General features: G+C 68.3%; 14 protein-coding genes and 1 tRNA gene. 7 read left to right on the top strand and 8 right to left on the bottom strand.

The features are described from left to right. Positions 1-26 precede the first annotated feature (26 nt). Both ACM608_RS15695 and ACM608_RS15690 read right to left on the bottom strand, forming a co-directional pair. Complete coding sequence (locus ACM608_RS15695; RefSeq protein ID WP_419684440.1) at positions 27-2390, bottom strand: protein kinase domain-containing protein; 2364 nt, start codon at positions 2388-2390, stop codon at positions 27-29. Continuing rightward, complete coding sequence (locus tag ACM608_RS15690) at positions 2383-2979, bottom strand: ECF-type sigma factor (RefSeq protein ID WP_419684438.1); 597 nt, start codon at positions 2977-2979, stop codon at positions 2383-2385. The genes ACM608_RS15695 and ACM608_RS15690 overlap by 8 nt, the downstream gene beginning before the upstream one ends. A gap of 118 nt (positions 2980-3097) precedes the next feature. Here ACM608_RS15690 and ACM608_RS15685 point away from each other — a divergent pair, with 118 nt between their 5' ends. After that, positions 3098-3778 (top strand): PEPxxWA-CTERM sorting domain-containing protein, encoded by a 681-nt coding sequence (locus ACM608_RS15685; RefSeq protein WP_419684436.1) that lies wholly within the window; start codon positions 3098-3100, stop codon positions 3776-3778. A 92-nt stretch (positions 3779-3870) separates the two neighbouring features. On the opposite strand, the gene ACM608_RS15680 is transcribed toward ACM608_RS15685, so the two are convergent. Continuing rightward, positions 3871-3947, bottom strand: a tRNA-Arg gene (locus ACM608_RS15680). Between the two features lie 124 nt (positions 3948-4071). Between ACM608_RS15680 and ACM608_RS15675 the strand changes: the two genes are divergently transcribed. Further along, the gene (locus ACM608_RS15675; protein WP_419685247.1) at positions 4072-4758 is read left to right on the top strand and encodes a queuosine precursor transporter; all 687 of its coding nucleotides are present in this window, start codon (positions 4072-4074) and stop codon (positions 4756-4758) included. Here ACM608_RS15675 and mdoH read toward each other — a convergent pair. Both mdoH and ACM608_RS15665 read right to left on the bottom strand, forming a co-directional pair. Continuing rightward, positions 4755-6587: a glucans biosynthesis glucosyltransferase MdoH gene (gene mdoH / locus ACM608_RS15670; protein ID WP_419684435.1), complete on the bottom strand. Its 1833-nt coding sequence runs from the start codon at positions 6585-6587 to the stop codon at positions 4755-4757. The genes ACM608_RS15675 and mdoH overlap by 4 nt on opposite strands. Positions 6588-6658: 71 nt before the next feature. Continuing rightward, on the bottom strand, positions 6659-8194 hold the full coding sequence (locus ACM608_RS15665; protein WP_419684434.1) for a glucan biosynthesis protein: 1536 nt from the start codon (positions 8192-8194) through the stop codon (positions 6659-6661). A gap of 209 nt (positions 8195-8403) precedes the next feature. Between ACM608_RS15665 and thrC the strand changes: the two genes are divergently transcribed. The 3 genes from thrC to ACM608_RS15650 all read left to right on the top strand — a co-directional run bounded on the left by thrC (position 8404) and on the right by ACM608_RS15650 (position 12033). Further along, a complete protein-coding gene (gene thrC, locus ACM608_RS15660) occupies positions 8404-9804 on the top strand; it encodes a threonine synthase (RefSeq protein WP_419684432.1) in 1401 nt (466 codons plus the stop codon). Beyond that, entirely contained in the window at positions 9801-11030 is a 1230-nt protein-coding gene (locus ACM608_RS15655) for a M16 family metallopeptidase (protein WP_419684430.1), read from the top strand. Before thrC ends, ACM608_RS15655 begins: the two co-directional genes overlap by 4 nt. A gap of 139 nt (positions 11031-11169) precedes the next feature. Further along, positions 11170-12033, top strand: a complete 864-nt coding sequence (locus ACM608_RS15650; protein ID WP_419684428.1) for a class I SAM-dependent methyltransferase — start codon at positions 11170-11172, stop codon at positions 12031-12033. A 6-nt stretch (positions 12034-12039) separates the two neighbouring features. Here the strand turns inward: ACM608_RS15650 and ACM608_RS15645 are convergent, their stop codons facing one another. After that, complete coding sequence (locus ACM608_RS15645) at positions 12040-13038, bottom strand: SDR family oxidoreductase (RefSeq protein WP_419684426.1); 999 nt, start codon at positions 13036-13038, stop codon at positions 12040-12042. A gap of 120 nt (positions 13039-13158) precedes the next feature. On the opposite strand from ACM608_RS15645, the gene parC reads away from it, so the two are divergent. Continuing rightward, a complete protein-coding gene (parC, locus tag ACM608_RS15640; protein ID WP_419684425.1) occupies positions 13159-15414 on the top strand; it encodes a DNA topoisomerase IV subunit A in 2256 nt (751 codons plus the stop codon). Positions 15415-15442: 28 nt separating this feature from the next. Beyond that, on the top strand, positions 15443-17224 hold the full coding sequence (locus ACM608_RS15635; RefSeq protein WP_419684424.1) for a putative bifunctional diguanylate cyclase/phosphodiesterase: 1782 nt from the start codon (positions 15443-15445) through the stop codon (positions 17222-17224). On the opposite strand, the gene ACM608_RS15630 is transcribed toward ACM608_RS15635, so the two are convergent. Together ACM608_RS15630 and ACM608_RS15625 are read right to left on the bottom strand one after the other, a co-directional pair. Beyond that, positions 17200-18375: a CCA tRNA nucleotidyltransferase gene (locus ACM608_RS15630; RefSeq protein ID WP_419684423.1), complete on the bottom strand. Its 1176-nt coding sequence runs from the start codon at positions 18373-18375 to the stop codon at positions 17200-17202. The genes ACM608_RS15635 and ACM608_RS15630 overlap by 25 nt on opposite strands. A gap of 16 nt (positions 18376-18391) precedes the next feature. After that, positions 18392-18910 (bottom strand): GNAT family N-acetyltransferase, encoded by a 519-nt coding sequence (locus ACM608_RS15625; RefSeq protein ID WP_419685245.1) that lies wholly within the window; start codon positions 18908-18910, stop codon positions 18392-18394. Positions 18911-18953: the final 43 nt, after the last annotated feature.

Here is an 18953-nt window from a genome sequence, read left to right as displayed (position 1 = left end):
GCCGAAAATAGTTGATCCTGTTTGACTTATCGCAGGTTTGCGTCAGCGCGGCACCGCTCGACCTTGTCGGTCAGGCCGGGCATGCCCTCCTCGACGAAGCCGAGCAATTCGCCTCGCGACTTCAGGGTTGCGGCCGTCGCCTGAGCGGCGGAATACGCCGCGCATGACTCTGCCTGTCTTCCTGCCCGGAGCGTTATGTTGCCGAGCACGAACTGCGCCAAGGCCAGGCGGTTGCGGGTGGCCGGGGCCGGCTTGGCGGCGAGCGAGGCGGCGTACCGCCGCACGACCTGCTGCTGGGTAGCGACGGCCAGTTCATGCTGGCCTTGGGTGCTCAGCGACTGCGCGCGGGCGCCGCCTATATTGCCGGAAAAGGCGAGCAGCGCACTGTCGCGCGGCTCGATGGCCAGCAACCGGCCGATCGTCGCTTCCGCATCGGCGAGGAAGCGGCTCGCGCGCGGCTGGTCGATGCCGTCAGCCGTACCGTAGCCGGTATATCGCACCCAGGCGAGCAGGTAGAGCACGCGCGGATCGTTCGGTCGCACCGCGTCGATGGCTGCTAACCGCCGCTCGGCGCGCTCGAATGCCGCAACGCCCGCCTGCAGATCGTCGGTCAGGTAGCCACGCAGCCCGCGGTTGTAATCCGCCGTGGCGCGGTCGAACGCCGCTCGCGCGCCGTGGCGGCGTTCCGCCGGCCATTCGTCGATCTCCCGTTCCAGCCGATCCGCCAGCTGCCCGATCTCGTCGGGCTTCTGGTCAAGCAGCGCGACATCAAGTTGCGCCGCGCGCAGTCCGCTGCGCGCATCATACCAGGGCCAGCCGCGCTCCGCCGCCGGCACGGTGTCGAGCATAGCCGACGCTTCCTTCAGTGTGCCCCGCGCACCCTCCGGCTTGGTGTCGACATGCAGTTGCATCATCGCCAGCGCGGCGAGCCCGTCCGCAAGCGCGGGTGCCTTTTCGCTCGGGGGAAGTTCACTCGCGCGGAGCATGCCGATCGCGCGGGTCAGGTTCCTGCGCGCGTCATCCTGCCGGGCGAGGTGGGGCTGGGAGGGCACACCCTGCGCCTTGGCCAGTGCAATCAGGCCCTGCGCCGCCTCCAGCCGCAGCGTCGGATCAGACCGTGGCGTGGCGGCGAGCGCGGTCAGATAGGACTGCGCCCGGTCCGCAAGTGCGAGCCGCGCGTCCACCGTCCCCGCCACCCGTTCCAGCCGGGGGTTGAGGTCGAACACCATGAAGCGAGCAAGGCTCCGCAACTGCTGGAAGCGCGCCGCCTCGGTTCGCCGCGCATCCTCGGCGCGGACGTAGAGGGCCAGCGAGAGCGCCAGCGCCGCGAGGATCAGTAGCAGGCCCGCCGCCGCCGACCCGACCGCCAGCCGGTGCCGCCGCACGAACTTGCCAAGGGCATAGCCGCGTCCGGCCGGGTAAGCGGCGACGGGCTCCCCCGCCTGATAGGCGGCGACATCGGCGGCGAGCGCATCCGCCGTCGGGTAACGATCAGCCGGCTCGGGCGCGGTCGCCCGCGCGATGATCGCGCGCAGCTCGCCATCCTGGCCATCCGCCCCGACGATCCGGTTCAGCACGCGGCCGAGCGAATAGATGTCCGCCGCTGTTGAGATCGCTTCGCCGCTCTGCCGTTCCGGCGCGGCGAAGCCAGGGGTCAGCGCCAGGCTTTTCAACGATCCGGAACCGCCAGCCCCTTCGGCGGTGCGCTCGTCCAGCCCGCGCGCGATGCCGAAGTCGATCAGCTTGGCATGCCCATCCGCCGTCACCAGGATGTTCGATGGCGTGATGTCGCGATGCGCGACGAGATTGGCGTGGGCGAAGGCGACGGCGGCGCAAGCCTCGCGGAACAGCGTCAGGCGGGTCGCCAGGTCGGGCGACGTCGTCTCTATCCACACGGGCAGGGAAACGCCGTCGACCAGCTCCATGATGATGTAGGGCGCGCCCTCGTCTGTCTCGCCGCCGCCGAACAGGCGGGCGATGCCGGGATGCGAGAGCCGCGCGAGCGTCTGCCGCTCCCGCCGGAACCGATCGACCAGAGCCTCCGACAGGAGGCCCGGCTTGACGATCTTGATCGCCGCGACATGATCGAAGTCGCCGATGTCGCGCGCCGCGCGGTAGACCGATCCCATCCCGCCTCGGCCGATCCGCTCCAGCAGGCGATATCCACCCAGCCGCTCGGGCGGTGGCGCGTCGTCTTCGACATCGCCGATCGCACCGCCCGTGCGCAGCGACGCCGCTTGGTCGGCCGCCCGCATCGCCTCGACTCGCGCGCGCAGTTCCGGCCGTTCGGCGGTGTGCTCGTCCAGCCAGGCCTCGCGCGCGTCCTCCGGCAGGGCCAGTACCGCCTCGAACAGCCGGATCGCTTCGCGATCGACCGTGGCGTCAGTCATCGATGGGGTTCGCCAGCGCATCGAGCAGCCAGGCGCGGGCAACCTGCCAGCGACGCTTCACTGTCGGCTCTGACAATCCCGTGACCAGCGCGACGTCGGTCACCGACATCCCCCCGAAATACCGCATCTCCACCAACTCCGCGAGCGCATCGTCCAGCGCCTTCAAGCGGATCAGCGCGACATCCAGCGAAACCAGATCAAGCCGCTGGTCCCCGTCGATGCGCGTGTGCAGTTCCACCCGCTCGTGACGGCGCTTGTCGGTCCGCTTGGCGCGCGCATGATCGATCAGGATGTTGCGCATGATCCGCGACGACAGCGCGAGGATGTGCGCGCGATCGACAATCGACAGGTCGTCTGCGGCGGTGATCCGCAGGACGGCGTCGTTGATCAGGTCCTGCGTCGACATCGATGCATGCGGTTCGGCACGCAACCGGGCGGCGGCGATCGCCTTCAGCTCCGGCAGGATGCGCGCCACGATGCGATCGCGCGAGGCGATGCGCCCCTCACGCCATCCGAGTAGCAGTTCCTCGGTCTGAGGTTCGCCAGCCGCCACGCAGGCGTGGTGCCGCTCTCGCTCATGCGAGTCCACCCACTTCCTCCCAACAAAATGTACGACCCGTTGACCCTTTTTTGGACGGGATATCGCTTACGACCATGGAGCGTGGGGAGATCGCGCATCCGCCAAACCAAAAGAGGGAGATAGTGTGATGCGGAATTTCGTGTTGTTTGGCCTAGCGGCGGCGCTCGCGCTCGGCGTTACGGCCTCGGCCGGCGCGGTGACAACGGTCATCGACATCAATTCGGGCAGCTGCGACGACGGCACTTGCAGCGACTACGAAGCGCTCAGCCAGAGCCTGGGGGACAGCGCGATCGTCGACGTCTCGCACCGCTCGCTGACCCTCGGCGGTGCGGTGTACGAGCAGAGCCTGAAGTACTGGAATGTCGGCTATGGCGATCTGACCGGGATCGCCTGGGGCGGGGCCGATCAGGCGAACTACCGTGGTCAGTGGACCTTCACGCCGATCGCCGGCTACGAAATCTCGCTGATCAGCTTCGAGGCGGGTTGCTATCAGAACCGCGCAAGCTGCCAGACGGTCAGCTACTCCGTCACGGACGGCGCCGGTGCCGCCGTGACCAACGGCACTCAATCGACGGCCTATCCGGGCCATGCGACGGTTGCGCTCGACACGCTCTATTCGTCAAACGGCCTCGTTCTCACCTGGGGACCGGACTCCTACGATGTCGGCCTCGACAAGCTCACCTTCGACGTCCGCGCCATCGACGCGCCGGCCGTCCCCGAACCCGCCAGCTGGGCGATGCTGATCGCCGGCTTCGGCCTGATCGGCGGCAGGCTGCGCTTGCGCACGGGCACGATCCGAACCGCGTGATGCAGCATGGGTACAGCCGGCATCAAGTCGGCTGTACTCGATGTCCAAGGGTCTGCTTACCGCATGACGAGTCTCGCGGTGGTTTGAACGTATGGCGCGCCCGGCTGGATTCGAACCAGCGACCACGAGCTTAGAAGGCACGTGCTCTATCCAACTGAGCTACGGGCGCCCAAGGCGACGCGATAGCGCGGATTGCGCGGGCCGGAAACCGCGATAGTCTTGGGCGCGTGAGCGGGCATCGGGACAAGGACGGGCTGCGGGCGGTCGATGCTGCGGCGATCGCCGATCGGCCGATGCGCTATTTCGACTTCGTCATGGCCGCGTTCGTCACCATTTTGCTCCTCTCGAACGTCCTCGGCGCGGGCAAGCGGGCGGTGATCGATCTGCCGCTGCTCGGCCCTTGGCCCTTCGGCGCGGGCATCCTCTTCTTCCCGGTCAGCTATGTAATCGGAGACGTGCTGACGGAGGTCTACGGCTACGCCCGCGCCCGGCGCTGCATCTGGGCGGGCTTCGGGGCGATGCTGTTCATGGTGTTCATGTCCTGGGTGGTCGTGGCCCTGCCGCCCGATGCGGGCTGGACCGGCCAGGCCGCCTATGAGGCGGTGTTCGGGCAGGTGCCGCGCATCGTCCTCGCCTCTGTCTGCGCGTTCTGGGCGGGGGAGTTCGTCAACTCCTACGTCCTCGCCCGCATGAAGGTATGGACCGGCGGGCGGATGCTCTGGGCGCGGACGATCGGCTCGACCATCTTCGGACAGGGCGTCGATAGCCTGATATTTTACCCGCTCGCCTTCTGGGGTGTGGAGGGCTGGACGCCGGCACAGGTCGGCTGGGTGCTCGTCACCCAATGGGTGCTGAAGGTCAGCTGGGAGGTGCTGCTGACCCCGCTCACCTATGTGGTGGTCGGCTGGCTGAAACGCCGCGAGGGTCTCGACGTTTTTGATCAGGGCACCGACTTCTCGCCGTTCCGCACCCGCGCCTAGGCGATCGCCCGCTGCGCGGCTGCGGTCGGCAAGACGGGCGGCACATCCACCTCGGTCGGCACCAGGAAGATGCCATGCGCCCGCGCCCGCTCGCCGAGGTCGGTGCGCGCCGTCCAGGATGCGAGGAGGGGAGCCGCAAGCAGGCCGAGGCTGACCGGGAGCGTCCACCAGGTCCCCGCCGGTGCCGCAAGCGTGCAGAGCATGAACACCGTGCCGAGGATCAGGTGCGGCCGGTACATCGCCACCGCCTCCTTCATCTCCAGCCGCTCGACATCGCGCCGCTGCGAATGCCAGCCGGACGGACGCCCCCGCAGGATGTCGATGATGTCCATCGTCTGCGTCAGCATCGTCGCCGGCGCCATCAGGATTGAAAGCGGGATTTCCGCCAGCACGCTCAGGATCACAGACCGCGCGCCGCCGAAGCCGGCGCAGCGACGCGCGTCGGACAGGGTCAGGATCGTCGCCATGATCTTCGGCCCGAACAGCAGCATGACGGTCAGCGGCAGGATCCAGCCCGGCGGCGTCACCGGCAGCGGATCGGGCGTGAACTGCGATCCGACGCCGATCAGCAGCAGGAGCAGCCAGAGCGGTGAGGTGATGAAGGCCGACGCGCCGATCACCAGCTGCAGCCGGTTGACCCAATGCACGCCCGCAGTGTCGAGCACGCGCATATGCTGCAGATTGCCCTGCGCCCAGCGGCGGTCGCGGATGGCGTGATCGACCAGGCTTGGCGGGTACTCCTCGAAGCTGTCGGGCAGTTCTACGAGATGCACCGCCCAGCCGCGACGGCGGAGCAGCGCCGCCTCGAACATGTCGTGGCTCTGGATCGCACCACCGAAAGGTGGGGGGCCGGATAGCTCCGGCAGACCGCAGCATTCGGCGAAGGCGGCGGTGCGAATGATCGCGTTATGACCCCAGAAGGTCGCCTCGGACCCCACCCACCAGGCGAGCCCCGCCGACGCCATCGGCCCGTAACAGCGATTGGCGAACTGCTGCCAGCGCGCAAACAGGGTGCGGGCGGAATGGATCAGCGGCACCGTCTGGATCAGGCCGACGCCGGGGCTCGCCTCCAGCATGCCCGCCATATGCGCGATTGTCTGCCCGCCCATCAGGCTGTCGGCATCCAGCACCAGCATCTTCGGGTAAGCGCCGCCGAAACGCCGCACCCAATCGGCGATATTGCCCGGCTTCCGCGCCAGGTTCACCGGACGACGGCGGTAGAAGATGCTCGTCCCCGTCCGCCCGCGCCGCGCGAGCACAGCCGCGCGCTCGGTTGCCTCGGCCGCCGCATTCGAGTCGCTCAGTACGAAGAAGGCGAAGAGATCGGACAGGCCAAGCCGATCGATCGATCGCGCCATCTCCTCGATGCGGTCGGCCACCGCCTCGATATCCTCGTTGTAGACGGGGACGAGGATGGCGGTCGGTTCGCGCGGGCGCGGCGGCGACTTGACCTCAGACGGCAGCAGGCGCGGCTGGCGCATCAACTGGTAGAAGCCGATCGCCGAACCGAGAAAGCCGAAGGCGATCCACGCGAACAGCGGGAAGAAAAGCACCAGCAGCGCGCCCTCCCACAGGTTCATGCCGCCATGACCGACGAGCGACACCCGCATCTCCGTGCTGGCGGCGACGGCAAGAAGGCCGGTGCCGAGGATCAGCAGAACCCGCCGCTCCAAAATGTCGGCGGGCGAGGTCGTCACCCCGCGCACATGCTCCGGCCCGCGATCGAGCGCCTGTTCCGGCATCGCGATCGGCGCTTCAGGCGGCAGGTCGGCGACGGCGAAAGGCGCTGCCTTCTTGGCCGTGTCCGCGTGCTGTGGCTCTACCGTCATCTCAAAACTGAACCCCTGTGCGCACGAGGCGCTCGGGCGCTAACCCGTGAGCGAAGATACCGGTTCCGGCGTTAACCGCTTCTGACCGCCGATGGTGCGATGTGGTGGAGAAAGGTTTCGGTCAATGCACCGTCCCCGCGCCGCAGATAGGCGCGGATGTCCACCGCCTCGCCCTTGGGCAGTTCCAAATCCATGACGAGCCGCCAGTGATTAGTCAGGCCGACGACCGGATAGGCCGCCGACGCGGCCAGCTTGGCAGCACCCGTATCAATCACCGCCTTCACATCGCTCTGCCGCGTAAGACCGGCGAGGGACGGCCCTTCGAAGTCGACCACGACCTTCTGCGATGTCGCGACCGGCTCATCCCCCGGCCGCCCGCCGACGCCGGTCCAGGTGTCCACCACCCGCGCCACGACGGGATCGGGCTCCTTCTTCGCCCAATGCAGCCGGTACTTGAGGTCGAAACGCTGCCCCGCCACGGTCTGTCCCGCCGGCGTCCAGAAGGAGACGATGTTGTCGTCGGTCTCGCGATTGGTCGGGATCTCGAAAAGCATCACCGCGCCCGCACCCCAGTCTCCCAGCGGTTCGACCCACAGGCTCGGCCGCTTCTCGTAGAACGCCCCGTCGTCCTGATAATGGTCAAAGCGCCGGTCGCGCTGGAGAAGGCCGTAGCCCTTCGGATTTTCGTCGATGAAGCTGGACAGGCTGAGGCTCGGCTGGTTGCCGAGCGGCCGCCAGATCCGCTCACCCGCGCCGGTGGCGAGCGCAAGCCCGTCCGAATCGTGCAGTTCCGGCCGCCAGTCGATCGCCTTGTCGCGATGCCCCTCGCCATACCAGAACATGGAGGTGAGCACCCCGAATCCGATCCGCTCGACCGGCTTGCGCATCACGACGAACGCCTCGACGTCCTGAACCACACCCTCCGGCCCCTTGCGGCAGGTGAAGCGATAGGCGCCCGTGACGCTCGGCCCGTCAAGCACGGCGTTGACGATTACCTCGCCCATTTTGCCCGCCTCCAGGTAGAAGGCGGTGAACTCCGGGAACTCTTCGGGATGCGGCGCGCCGGTGTCGATGCAGATGCCCCGCGCGGAGAGACCATATTGGTTGAGCGCCCCCGCGGTGCGGAAATAGGACGCGCCGAGAAACGCCAGCCAGTCACCCTCGGCATCGGTGTTCATCACCCGAAACCCGGTGAAGCCGCTACGGTCGCCCAGGCTGCGCGCCGGATTGCCGGCCGGCACGTCGAAATAGTCGGCGTGGAAGACGATCTCGCTTGCCCGCCCGTCCTTGACCGTGAACAGGCGAACCGCCTTGGGGGCGGTGCGGCTGATCGGGAACAGACGGATCGGCGGCGTGTCCGGCGACAGCACGATCTGCTTGGCCTCGCGGAACTGGATCGCCCCCACCGCATCGAAGTCGATGGCGTGGGCGCCCGGCACCGGCTTCACCGGCTTGTAGGCCTGCGTCGCGCGTCGGATCGCGTCCTGCTTCAACGCGTCAAAGGAGAAGGCGACAGCGCCCTTGCGAGGCGCGGCGAGCGCGGCGGCGGGGAGGATACCCGCCGCGCCAAGCGCGATCAGGGCCTCACGACGGGTCGGCGTCATCATCGCGGGGAGAGATCGGGGTTTTCGCGGGCGAAGGCAAGAGACACGTCCCACACCGCTCGCATCCCTCAACGCCGTTCGCCCTGAGCCTGTCGAAGGGCCAGCATCAACCGTCGCACCAGGGCTTCGACAAGCTCAGCCCGAACGGAGGTGGTGTGTGTACGAGGAGTCATTCCTTGCCCGCTCTCGCCCCCAAGGCTAAGCGCGCGCCCATGCGTTACATCAGCACCCGTGGCCAGGCGCCCGCCCTTAATTTCGAGGCGGTGACCCTCGCCGGCCTAGCCAGCGACGGCGGCCTCTATGTGCCCGAAAGCTGGCCGCAGATCGGCGCCGACGAGATCGCGGCGATGGCCACGCAGCCCTATGTCGATGTCGCGGTCACCGTCATGCGCCCCTTCGTCGCCGGTGCGCTGGATGACGAGGCGCTCCGCGACCTCTGTGCCAAGGCCTATGGCAGCTTCGCCTCCGACGCCGTGACCCCACTCGTCCAGCTCGATCCGCAGCACTGGCTGCTGGAGCTGTTCCACGGCCCGACCCTCGCGTTCAAGGACGTAGCGCTCCAGCTTCTCGGCCTGCTGTTCGAACGTTTCCTGTCCAACCGCGATACCCATCTCACCGTCGTCGGTGCCACTTCCGGCGACACCGGCTCCGCCGCGATCGAGGCGCTGGCGGGCAAGGCCAAGGTCGATGTCTTCATGCTCCACCCCGCCGGCCGCGTGTCGGAGGTGCAGCGCCGGCAGATGACCACCGTCCTCGCCGACAACATCCACAACATCGCGATCGAGGGCAGCTTCGACGACGCGCAGGCGATGGTGAAGGCGCTCTTCGCCGATCAGGCCTTCGCCGGCCGCTATGCGGTGTCGGCGGTGAACTCGATCAACTGGGCACGGCTGATGGCCCAGATCGTCTATTACTTCTACGCCGCCTCCCGCCTCGGCGCGCCCTGGCGCAGTGTCGCCTTCGCGGTGCCTACCGGCAATTTCGGCGACGTCTTCGCAGGATACGCGGCGTCGAAGATGGGCCTACCCGTCGATCGGCTGGTCGTCGCCACCAACACCAATGATATCCTTCACCGCGCCCTTTCCGCCGGCGACTATTCGGTTGGCTCGGTGACACCCACCGATGCGCCTTCGATGGACATCCAGGTCAGCTCCAATTTCGAGCGCCTGCTCTTCGACCTGCACGGTCGGGACGGCGTGGCTTTGGCAAAGGCGATGCAGGGGTTCGAGGCGGACAAGACCCTGACCCTCAGCCAGTCGATGCGCGGCGACGCCGCCAGCCTGTTCGTCAGCAAGGCAATCGACGCCAAGACGATGGCGGCCGGCATGAAATGGGCCGCCAAGCGCGCCGACGAGATCATCGATCCCCACACCGCCATCGGCCTGATGGCGGGATACCAGCTGATCGAGAAGGGCGGCGCACCTTGCGTCACCCTCGCCACCGCGCACCCGGCCAAATTCCCCGACGCGGTGGAGGCCGCTACGGGCATCCGTCCCACGCTCCCAGCCCGCCTCGCCGACCTGTTCGACAAGGAGGAGCGCTACGTCACGTTGCCGGCGACCCTCCGCGACGTGTCCAACTACATCGCGCAGCGGGCGACCCCGAAGCCGTGAGCGCCCGCGTTCACCGGCTGGCCAACGGGCTGACGGTCGCCGTCGAGCCAATGGCCTCGGTCGAAACCGTCGCCGTCGGCCTTTACGCCGATGTCGGCAGCCGCTCCGAGGCTGAACCCGTCTCCGGCCTCGCTCATATGGTCGAGCATATGGTGTTCAAGGGCGCAGGCCCCCGCGACGCCCGCGCCATTGCCGAGGATATCGAGGATGTCGGCGGTAGCCTCAACGCCTGGACCTCGCGCGACGCGACCGTCTTCCACGCCCGCGTCCTTCCTGCCGACCTTACCCTCGCTGTCGACATGATCGCCGATCTGATCCGCGCGCCCCGCTTCGACGCGGATGAGCTGGAGCGGGAGAAGCAGGTCGTTCTCTCCGAACTCGGCGAGGCGCGCGACACCCCCGACGATATCGTCTTCGACCACCTCCAGGCCGCCGCCTTCCGCGACCAGCCGGTCGGTCGCCCCGTGCTCGGCAACGAGACCAGCATTGCCGCCATCACCGCACTCGATCTGCACGACTGGCTTACCACCCACTATCGCCCCGACGGCCTCGTCCTGGCGGCAGCGGGCGCGGTGGACGAGGACGCGCTGCAGCGGCTCGCCGAGGCGCGCTTCGGCGATCTCACGCCCGGCACGCGCCCGGCGACCGCCACCGCCGCCTTCACGCCCGGCGTTCATTACGACACCCGCCGTTTCGACCAGATCCACCTCGCGCTCGGCTATCCCGGCCTCGGCCACTTGGACGCAGACGTCTACGCCCTGTCGCTCTTCGCCAGCGCGGCGGGTGGCGGCATGTCCTCGCGCCTGTTCCAGGAGCTGCGCGAACAGCGCGGCCTCGCCTATTCCGTCTACGCCTGGAGCCAGTCGCATGACGATGCCGGCGTCCTCGGCCTCTACCTCGCCGCCGCGCGCGGAGATGCCGCCCGCGCCCTGACGCTCGCCCGAGAGGTCATGGCCCGCACCACCGAGGACTTCACCCAGGCCGAACTCGACCGCGCCAAAGCCCAATCTAAGGCCGGGCTCCTCATGGGTCTCGAATCCGTCCAGTCCCGCTGCGACCACCTCGCCCGCCAGCTCCAGATCCACGGTCGCATCGTCCGCCCCGCCGAGATCGTCGCCAACATCGACGCCGTTACCCTGGCCCAGGCCCGTGCCGCCGGCACTCGCGCCATCACCGGCGGCGAGGCGCTGGCCAGCGTCGGCGGCAAGCTGATGGCGGCGGCGTGACCATCCTCCCCATCGCACATGGGGAGGGGGACCGCTCGGCGCCGCCGAGTGGTGGAGGGGAGGCGCGCAGCGCCTGCGGCGCCCCCTCCACCAGCCTTCGGCTGGTCCCCCTCCCCAAGCAGGCTTGGGGAGGATGCAGGTGAACCTCCTCACCCTCGTCACCGAACCCTGGCCCGACTACGGCCTCATCGACTCCGGCCACGGCCGCAAGCTCGAACGCTACGGCCGCTTCCGCTTCATCCGCCCCGAACCGCAAGCCATGTGGACACCCGCTTCGCCGAACTGGGAGGCAGACGGCGACTTCATCGGAGCGTCGGATGAGGAGGGCGGCGGCAAATGGCACCTCTCCCGCGACGTGCCGCATGGCGGCTGGCATCTGAAGTGGGAGGATGTCCGCTTCCTCGCCCAGAACACGCCCTTCCGCCACCTCGCCTTCTTTCCCGACATGGCCCCGCAATGGGCGTGGATGCGGGAGAGGGTCGCCGAGGGGGACGAAGCGATGAACCTCTTCGGCTATACCGGCGTCGGCAGCCTCGCGCTGGCGGCGAAGGGCGCGCGCGTCACCCATGTCGACGCGTCCAAGAAGTCGGTGGACGCCGGCAAGGCCAACGCCTTCCTTTCCGATATGGCCGATCGACCGATCCGCTGGATGGTGGACGACGCCACCAAGTTCGCCGCGCGCGAGGTCCGCCGCGGCCGCCGCTACGACGGCATCATGCTCGACCCGCCGAAATTCGGACGCGGTCCGAATGGAGAAGTCTGGCGGCTGGAGGAGGGGCTCCCCGGCCTGATCGCCGATTGCGTGGCGCTCCTCGACGACAAGTCGAAGTTCCTCGTCCTCACCGTCTACGCCGTGCGCATGTCGGCGCTCGCCATCGGCGAACTCCTGAAACAGGCCACCGCCCATCTCGGCGGACAGGTCGAGGTCGGAGAGATGGCGGTGCGGGAGGAGGCACGCGGCCTCCTCCTCCCCACCGCGATCTTCGCGCGGTGGAGCCGCTGAACCCGCTTACGGGTTGCCCTTGCCCCCGTTCGCGCCGAATGCGCCGCCGGTGGTGAAGCTCGTCTCGTCCGACGCCAGCGCCACATAGAGCGCGGCCAGCTCGGCCGGCTGCCCCGCCCGGCCGAGCGGCGTATCCTGCCCGAACTCGCCCAGCGTGCCGGGCAGCTGTCCGCCCGCCACCTGCAGCGGCGTCCAGAACGGACCCGGTGCCACCATGTTCACGCGGATGCCCTTCTTCGCCAGCTGCTTGGCGAGCCCCTTGGTGAAGATCAGGATCGCACCCTTGGTGGAGGCGTAGTCGAGCAGTTCCTCGCCTGGGTCATAGGAGTTCACCGACCCCGTATTGATGATGACCGATCCGGCCGGCATCTGCGGGATCGCCGCCTTGGAGATGCGGAACATCGCGAAGATGTTGGTCTCGAAGGTGCGAACGAACTGCTCGTCGCTGATCTCCGAGATGTCGGCCTTGCTCTGCTGATAGGCGGCGTTGTTGACTAGGATATCGAGCCCGCCGAGCCCCTTCACCGCATCCGCCACGATCTTCTCGCAGGCGGGCAGGGTGCGCAAATCGGCGGGGATCAGCACCGCCTTGCGCCCGGCCTTGCGAATATACTCCGCGACCTCCTGAGCATCCGGCTCTTCGGTCGGATAATAGTTGATCGCAACGTCCGCGCCCTCGCGCGCATAGGCAATCGCCGCCGCCCGTCCGATGCCGCTGTCGCCGCCGGTGATCAGCGCCTTGCGCCCCGCCAGCCGGCCCGATCCCGTGTAACTTGTCTCGCCGCTGTCGGGCTTCGGATCCATCTTGCCCTGCAGCGCCGGCCAGGGCTGCGGCTGCTCCTTGAACGGCTCGGTCGTGTACTTGGTCCGCGGATCGCGCAGCACCGGCGCGCCGCCACCGCCGCCCGCGCCCGCTGCCTCGGCAAAACCGGGTGCAGCCGCCGCCGCCATCCCGATCGTCGCTCCACCCAAAACCATCCGCCGCGAAGGCCCATCGAACTCCATCACACCACTCCTCGGGAGAACACGACGCCTCGGGCGCCAAGGTCGCCAGAACGGGCGGGACAGGGATGGGTTCAGGCTGCGTGCGTGACTTTCTCCGCTCCCCCTTGCTAATCCCCCCTGATGGCCGCCACCGCTGATCCCTTCGACCAGATCGTCGACGCTCCCTTCGACAGTGCGCTCAGCGAGCGTTACCTCGTCTACGCGTTGTCCACGATCACGGCCCGCTCGCTGCCGGACGTGCGCGATGGGTTGAAGCCGGTGCACCGCCGCCTCCTCTGGGCGATGCGCCTCCTCCGTCTCGATCCCGCCTCCGGGTACAAGAAATGCGCCCGCGTCGTCGGCGACGTGATCGGCAAGTACCATCCGCATGGCGACCAGTCGGTCTATGACGCGATGGTCCGCCTCGCTCAGGATTTCGCGCTCCGCTACCCGCTGGTCGACGGGCAGGGCAATTTCGGCAATATCGACGGGGATAACGCCGCCGCTTACCGCTATACCGAGGCGCGGCTGACGCAGACGGCGATCGAGCTGATGGCCGGCCTCGACGAAGGCACCGTCGACTACCGCCCCACCTACAACGGAGAGGATGAGGAGCCGGAGGTCATGCCCGGCCTCTTCCCGAATCTCCTAGCCAATGGCGCGTCGGGCATCGCCGTCGGCATGGCGACATCGATCCCGCCGCACAATGTCGCCGAGCTGGTCGCCGCCGCCGGCCTGCTGATCGACCAGCCCGAGGCGGACAACGCCATGCTGATGGCGCATGTAAAGGGGCCGGACCTCCCCACCGGGGGCGTCATCATCGACTCGCCCTCGGCCATCGCCGAGGCCTATGCCACCGGCCGGGGTGCCTTCCGAGTCCGCGCCCGCTGGGAGGAGGAGAAGGAGAAGGGCGGCGTCTGGCGCATCGTCGTCAGCGAGATCCCCTATGGCGTGCAGAAGGCCAAGCTGATCGAGCAGGTTGCGGCGCTCATCGACGAGAAGAAGCTCCCCATCCTCGCCGACATCCGCGACGAATCGGACGAGGTGATCCGCCTCGTCCTCGAACCCCGCGCCCGCACCGTCGATCCGCAGATGCTGATGGACAGCCTGTTCCGGCTGACCGACCTCGAAGTGCGCGTGCCGCTCAACCTCAACGTCCTCGACGCCGCCCGCACCCCCCGCGTGATGAGCCTCAAGGAGGCGCTGGTCGCCTGGCTCGAACACCAGATCGAGGTGCTGGTCCGCCGCTCGAACCACCGCATCGCCAAGATCGAGGACCGGGTCGAGCTGCTCGATGGCTATCTCATCGCCTATCTCAACCTGGATCGCGTCATCCAGATCATCCGCGAGGAGGATGAGCCCAAGCCCGTCCTCATGGCCGAATTCGGCCTGACGGACCGGCAGGGGGAGGCGATCCTCAACATGCGCCTCCGCTCGCTCCGCCGGCTGGAGGAGATGGAGATCAGGAAGGAACGCGATTCGCTCGACAAGGAGTTGAAGCGTCTCCAGGCCCTCGTCGCCTCGCCCGCCAAGCAGCGCAGCCATCTCCGCGCCGAACTCGACAAGCTCGGTCAGCGTTATGCCGCGACCACCCCGCTCGGCCGCCGCCGCACGACCATTGCCGAGGCGACCGTCGCGCGGGAGATCGACTGGTCCGCGATGATCGAGCGCGAGCCGGTCACCGTCATTCTCTCCCAACGCGGCTGGATCCGCGCGATGAAGGGCCATGCCGACGAGGCAACGGTTGCCGGAGTCAAGTTCAAGGAGGGCGACGGCCTTCAGCTCTCGTTCCACGCCCAGACCACCGACAAGCTCCTCCTCGCCGCCGAGAACGGTCGCTTCTACACGCTTGGCGCCGACAAGCTGCCCGGCGCGCGCGGCTTCGGCGAACCCGTCCGCCTGATGATCGATCTGGAGGGGGAGGTGCCGATCACCGGGCTCATCCCGGTCATCCCCGGCCAGCGCCTCCTCCTCGCCGCCGACGACGGCAAGGGCTTCGTGGTCAAGGCGGAGGAGATCACCGCCGAGACGCGCAAAGGCCGGCAGGTCGTTAACGTCCGCAGCGGTGCGAAGCTGAAGATCGTGCGGCCCGTGCCCGCCGACGCCGACTACGTCGCCGCCATCGGCGACAACCGCAAGCTCGTCGTCTTCCCCCTGGCCGAGATGCCGGAGATGACGCGCGGGCAGGGGGCTCAGATCCAGCGCTACCGCGATGGCGGTCTCTCCGACGCCATCGCCTTCCGATTCGATGCGGGTCTCAGCTGGCCAATGGGAGGCGATTCGGGTCGGACCCGAACCGAAACCGATCTGTCCGCCTGGCGCACCGCGCGTGGTGCGGGAGGGCGCATGCCGCCGACCGGCTTCCCCAGAGACAACCGATTCCCTCCTCAACATTGACTTAACCCTTTACCCCTAGGGCAGAGTCATGCGCTCATCGAAGCCCCAGCCGGTTCCTGAACCCGCGTCGCTGCCGATCAAGGCTGCGGCGGAGGCGATCGCGATCACGCCGGTACCGGCGATCGTTCCCCTTCTTTCCGTGCAGGACGGCTATCTCGAAGCGCTGCCGATCGCCGCGGCGATCGTCACGCGGACGCTCTCCGGCGACGTCATCTCGGGCGTGAACGGCATCTTCGCGCGCCTCTGCGAGACGTCCAAGGACGCGCTCGCCGACACCTCGCTCGCCGGCCTGCCCGTCCTCGGCCGCACCTCGCTTGCCCATAAGATCAAGCGCTTCCTCGGCGAATGCGACAGCCCGCGCCAGTTCGCCTGGTCCGACGGCGACGGTATCGGTGCCCGCCACTTCACCGTCCGCCTGGCGCCCATGGGTCCCTTCGTCGGCCAGACTGCGCGCTGCATGGTGACCCTCATCGACCGCACGGCGGAGGTCGAGACCGCCCGCTCACTGCGTGCCGAGATGATGCACGACAGCCTGACCGGACTGCCGAACCGCGTCGCCTTCGACGAGGCGGTCGACTCGGCATTGGAGGCCGCGCAAGGCGACGCGCCGGGCAGCTGCTTCGGCGTGCTCATCCTCAACCTCTCGCGCTTCAGCCGGATCAACGAATCGCTCGGATCGATGGCCGGTGACGAGCTTCTCATCACGGTCGCGCGCCGCCTCGTCTCCGCACTCCGCTCGGGCGACCTGCTGGCCCGCCTCGGCGGCAACGAGTTCGGCGTGCTGCTGCGCGGCTGCGAATCGGGCGACGACGCGATCCGCGCCGCGCAACGGCTCCAGAGCGCGCTCGCCGCCCCGTTCCGCATCTCCGACCTGGAGATCCGCATCGACGGCGTCGCCGGCTGCGCCTTGCGTGGCGCAGGCTCGGGCCAGTCGGAAGAGCTGATCCGCAATGCGCAGTTCGCCTGCAAATACGCCAAGTCCACCGGCCATATCGAGATCTACCAGCCGGCCGAGGCCATGCTCGCCCGCCGCCGCTTCACTCTGGAAACCGAACTCCGCCGTGCGATCGAGCGCGAGGAGCTGACCCTCGCCTTCCAGCCGCTGATCGATCTCGCTTCGGGCAAGGTCTCCGGCTTCGAGGCGCTGGCCCGCTGGACCCATCCCGAATTCGGCTTCGTCTCCCCCGCCGAGTTCATTCCTGTGGCCGAGGAATCCGGCCTCATCCTCCCGCTCGGCCGCTGGGCAACGGCCGCAGCCGCGCGCACGCTGAAGCAATGGGATGCGCAGGTCGGCCGCGAACTGCCGCTCTCGGTGGCGGTCAACGTCTCCGCTATCCAGATCGCGCGCGACGACGTGGTCTCCTCGATCGAAGAGGTGCTGCGTGAGACCGGCCTGCCCGGCAACCGCCTCACCCTCGAACTCACCGAAAGCGTCATCGTCAGCGATCCCGAACGCGCGACCCGCGTGCTGGAGGCAATGAAGGCGCTGTCCTGCAAGGTCGCGATGGACGATTTCGGCACCGGCTATTCGTCTCTTGCCTATCTCCAGCGTCTCCCCATCGACGTGCTGAAGATCGACCGCAGCTTCGTCATGGGGATGCTCGCCGACAAGGATTCGGTGGCGATCGTCCGCGCCGTGCTCGGCCTGGCCGAGGCGCTCGGCATGGAGACGACGGCGGAGGGCATCGAAACGGCGGAACTCGCGGAGAAGCTCGCCGCGCTCGGCTGCAACAAGGGGCAGGGCTATTATTTCGCCAAGCCGCTGCCGGCGGCCGAGGCGCTCGCCTATATGCTCGCCCGAGAGGCCTGAGCCACTTCCTCGGCGGTGATCTCCGCCAGTCGGCCCTCGCCGGGAAAATCCTCGGCGATCCACCGCCGCTCGATCGCCTGCAACGTCGCCGCCACCCCCGGCCCGCGCGTCAGGCCCATGCCGATCAGCGTGCCGCCCGACAGATCGAAGCGGGGCCGCTCCCAGCCGACCAGAACGCTCACATCGCGGCCCGCCAGCAGCAGTTGGTCCACCGCCCCGTCCATTCCCAGCCGGTAGGCAAGCGCCCGCGCAGGTTCATCCCGCACTGCCGCCGCCTCGGTCAGCCGCTTGCGCGCGGCGTTCGACAACTTCAACCGCGCGGCGACCGCCCCTGCCTTCTCCGGGTCGCGCGGCAGAAGTGCCGCCAGCCGCCGCAGCGGATCGGGCGCAATCTCCCCCTCGCGCCCGACCAGACCGGCAAGGCCGTCGGCGGCGGTGATCTCCGGGATCACCGCCGCGAGCACGCCGCTCCTCAGCATCAACCGCACCGCCGCCACCGGATCGGGCAGCGCCAGCAGCTTCAGCAGCTCATCCGCGATCCGCTCACGCGACAGCGCCATCAGGTCCTTCGCGCGCGCCGTGCAGGCCGCGATCGCCGCCGCATCCGGCTCGCCCCGTCCGAAGCGGGCGTGGAAACGGAAGAACCGCATGATGCGCAGGTGATCCTCGGCGATGCGGGTCAGCGGGTCGCCGATGAACCGCACCAGCCCCGCGCGCAGATCATCCAGCCCGCCGAAATAGTCGAACACCGCGCCCGCCGGCTCAGCCGACAGCGCATTGATGGTGAAATCGCGCCGCGCCGCATCCTCGCGCCAGTCGTCGGTGAACGCCACCTCGGCATGCCGGCCGTCCGTAGACACGTCGCGGCGTAGCGTCGTCACCTCCACCGGTCCGCCCGGCAGCACCGCCGTTACCGTGCCATGTGCCATGCCCGTCGGGACCGCCTTGAACCCCGCCGCCGTGATCCGCCGCGCCGTCTCCTCGGGCGCAAATCGGGCGGCAAGGTCGATGTCCTTGCTGCCGACGCCCAGCAGGGTGTCGCGCACGAACCCGCCCACGAACCGCGTGTCTCCGCTATCGCCGCCGAGCGCGTCGAGCAGCGTCGCTAGGCCCGCTGTCTCCTGCCAGCCTGTCGGATCGATCCGGTCCATGCCGCCGTTTAGGCGATTAGCATCCCGCCGGCAAAACCGCGCGTGCCGGCTCAACCGATCCTTCGGCCGGAAGGGTCACCCCCGGTGCCAGCCGTGCCAGCAGGCGATGGCGCTCGAACGGTCCCGGCAGGCTCCACCCCTGTGTCGGCACCGCCGAGAAGCCGAAGAACCGCCCGTAATATTCCGGGTCGCCGATCAGCATCAGCGCCGGCTCGGCCGCCGCATCCGCCTTCGCCAGCATCGCCTCCATCATCCGCCGCCCCAGGCCCTCGCGCTGCAGGTCCGGCCGCACCGCCACCGGCCCGACCAGCACCATCGGGTGCCGTCCGCCTTCACCATCGACCAGCGCCACCGGCCAGCTCTGCAGCACACCGGCCAGCGCGCTGGCATTGTCGAAGGCGGCGAGGCTCAGTTCGGGCACCGGGTTCGCACCCTCGCGCAGGCGATAGGCGGTGCGCTGGTGCCGGTCCTTGCCGAACGCCGCGTCGAGCAGCGCCTCCACCGCCTTCGGCGGCGCCTGGTCGATCGGGGTCACTCTGATCAAGTCTTCGCCTGTCCTTCTGTCGGTCCGGCTTTCC

It is taken from the genome of Sphingomonas sp. ID0503 (assembly GCF_048565625.1).
GTDB lineage: Bacteria > Pseudomonadota > Alphaproteobacteria > Sphingomonadales > Sphingomonadaceae > JBLZUR01.
Note: the sequence above shows the minus strand (reverse complement) of the source record. Positions and strands in the feature narration are given on the sequence as shown.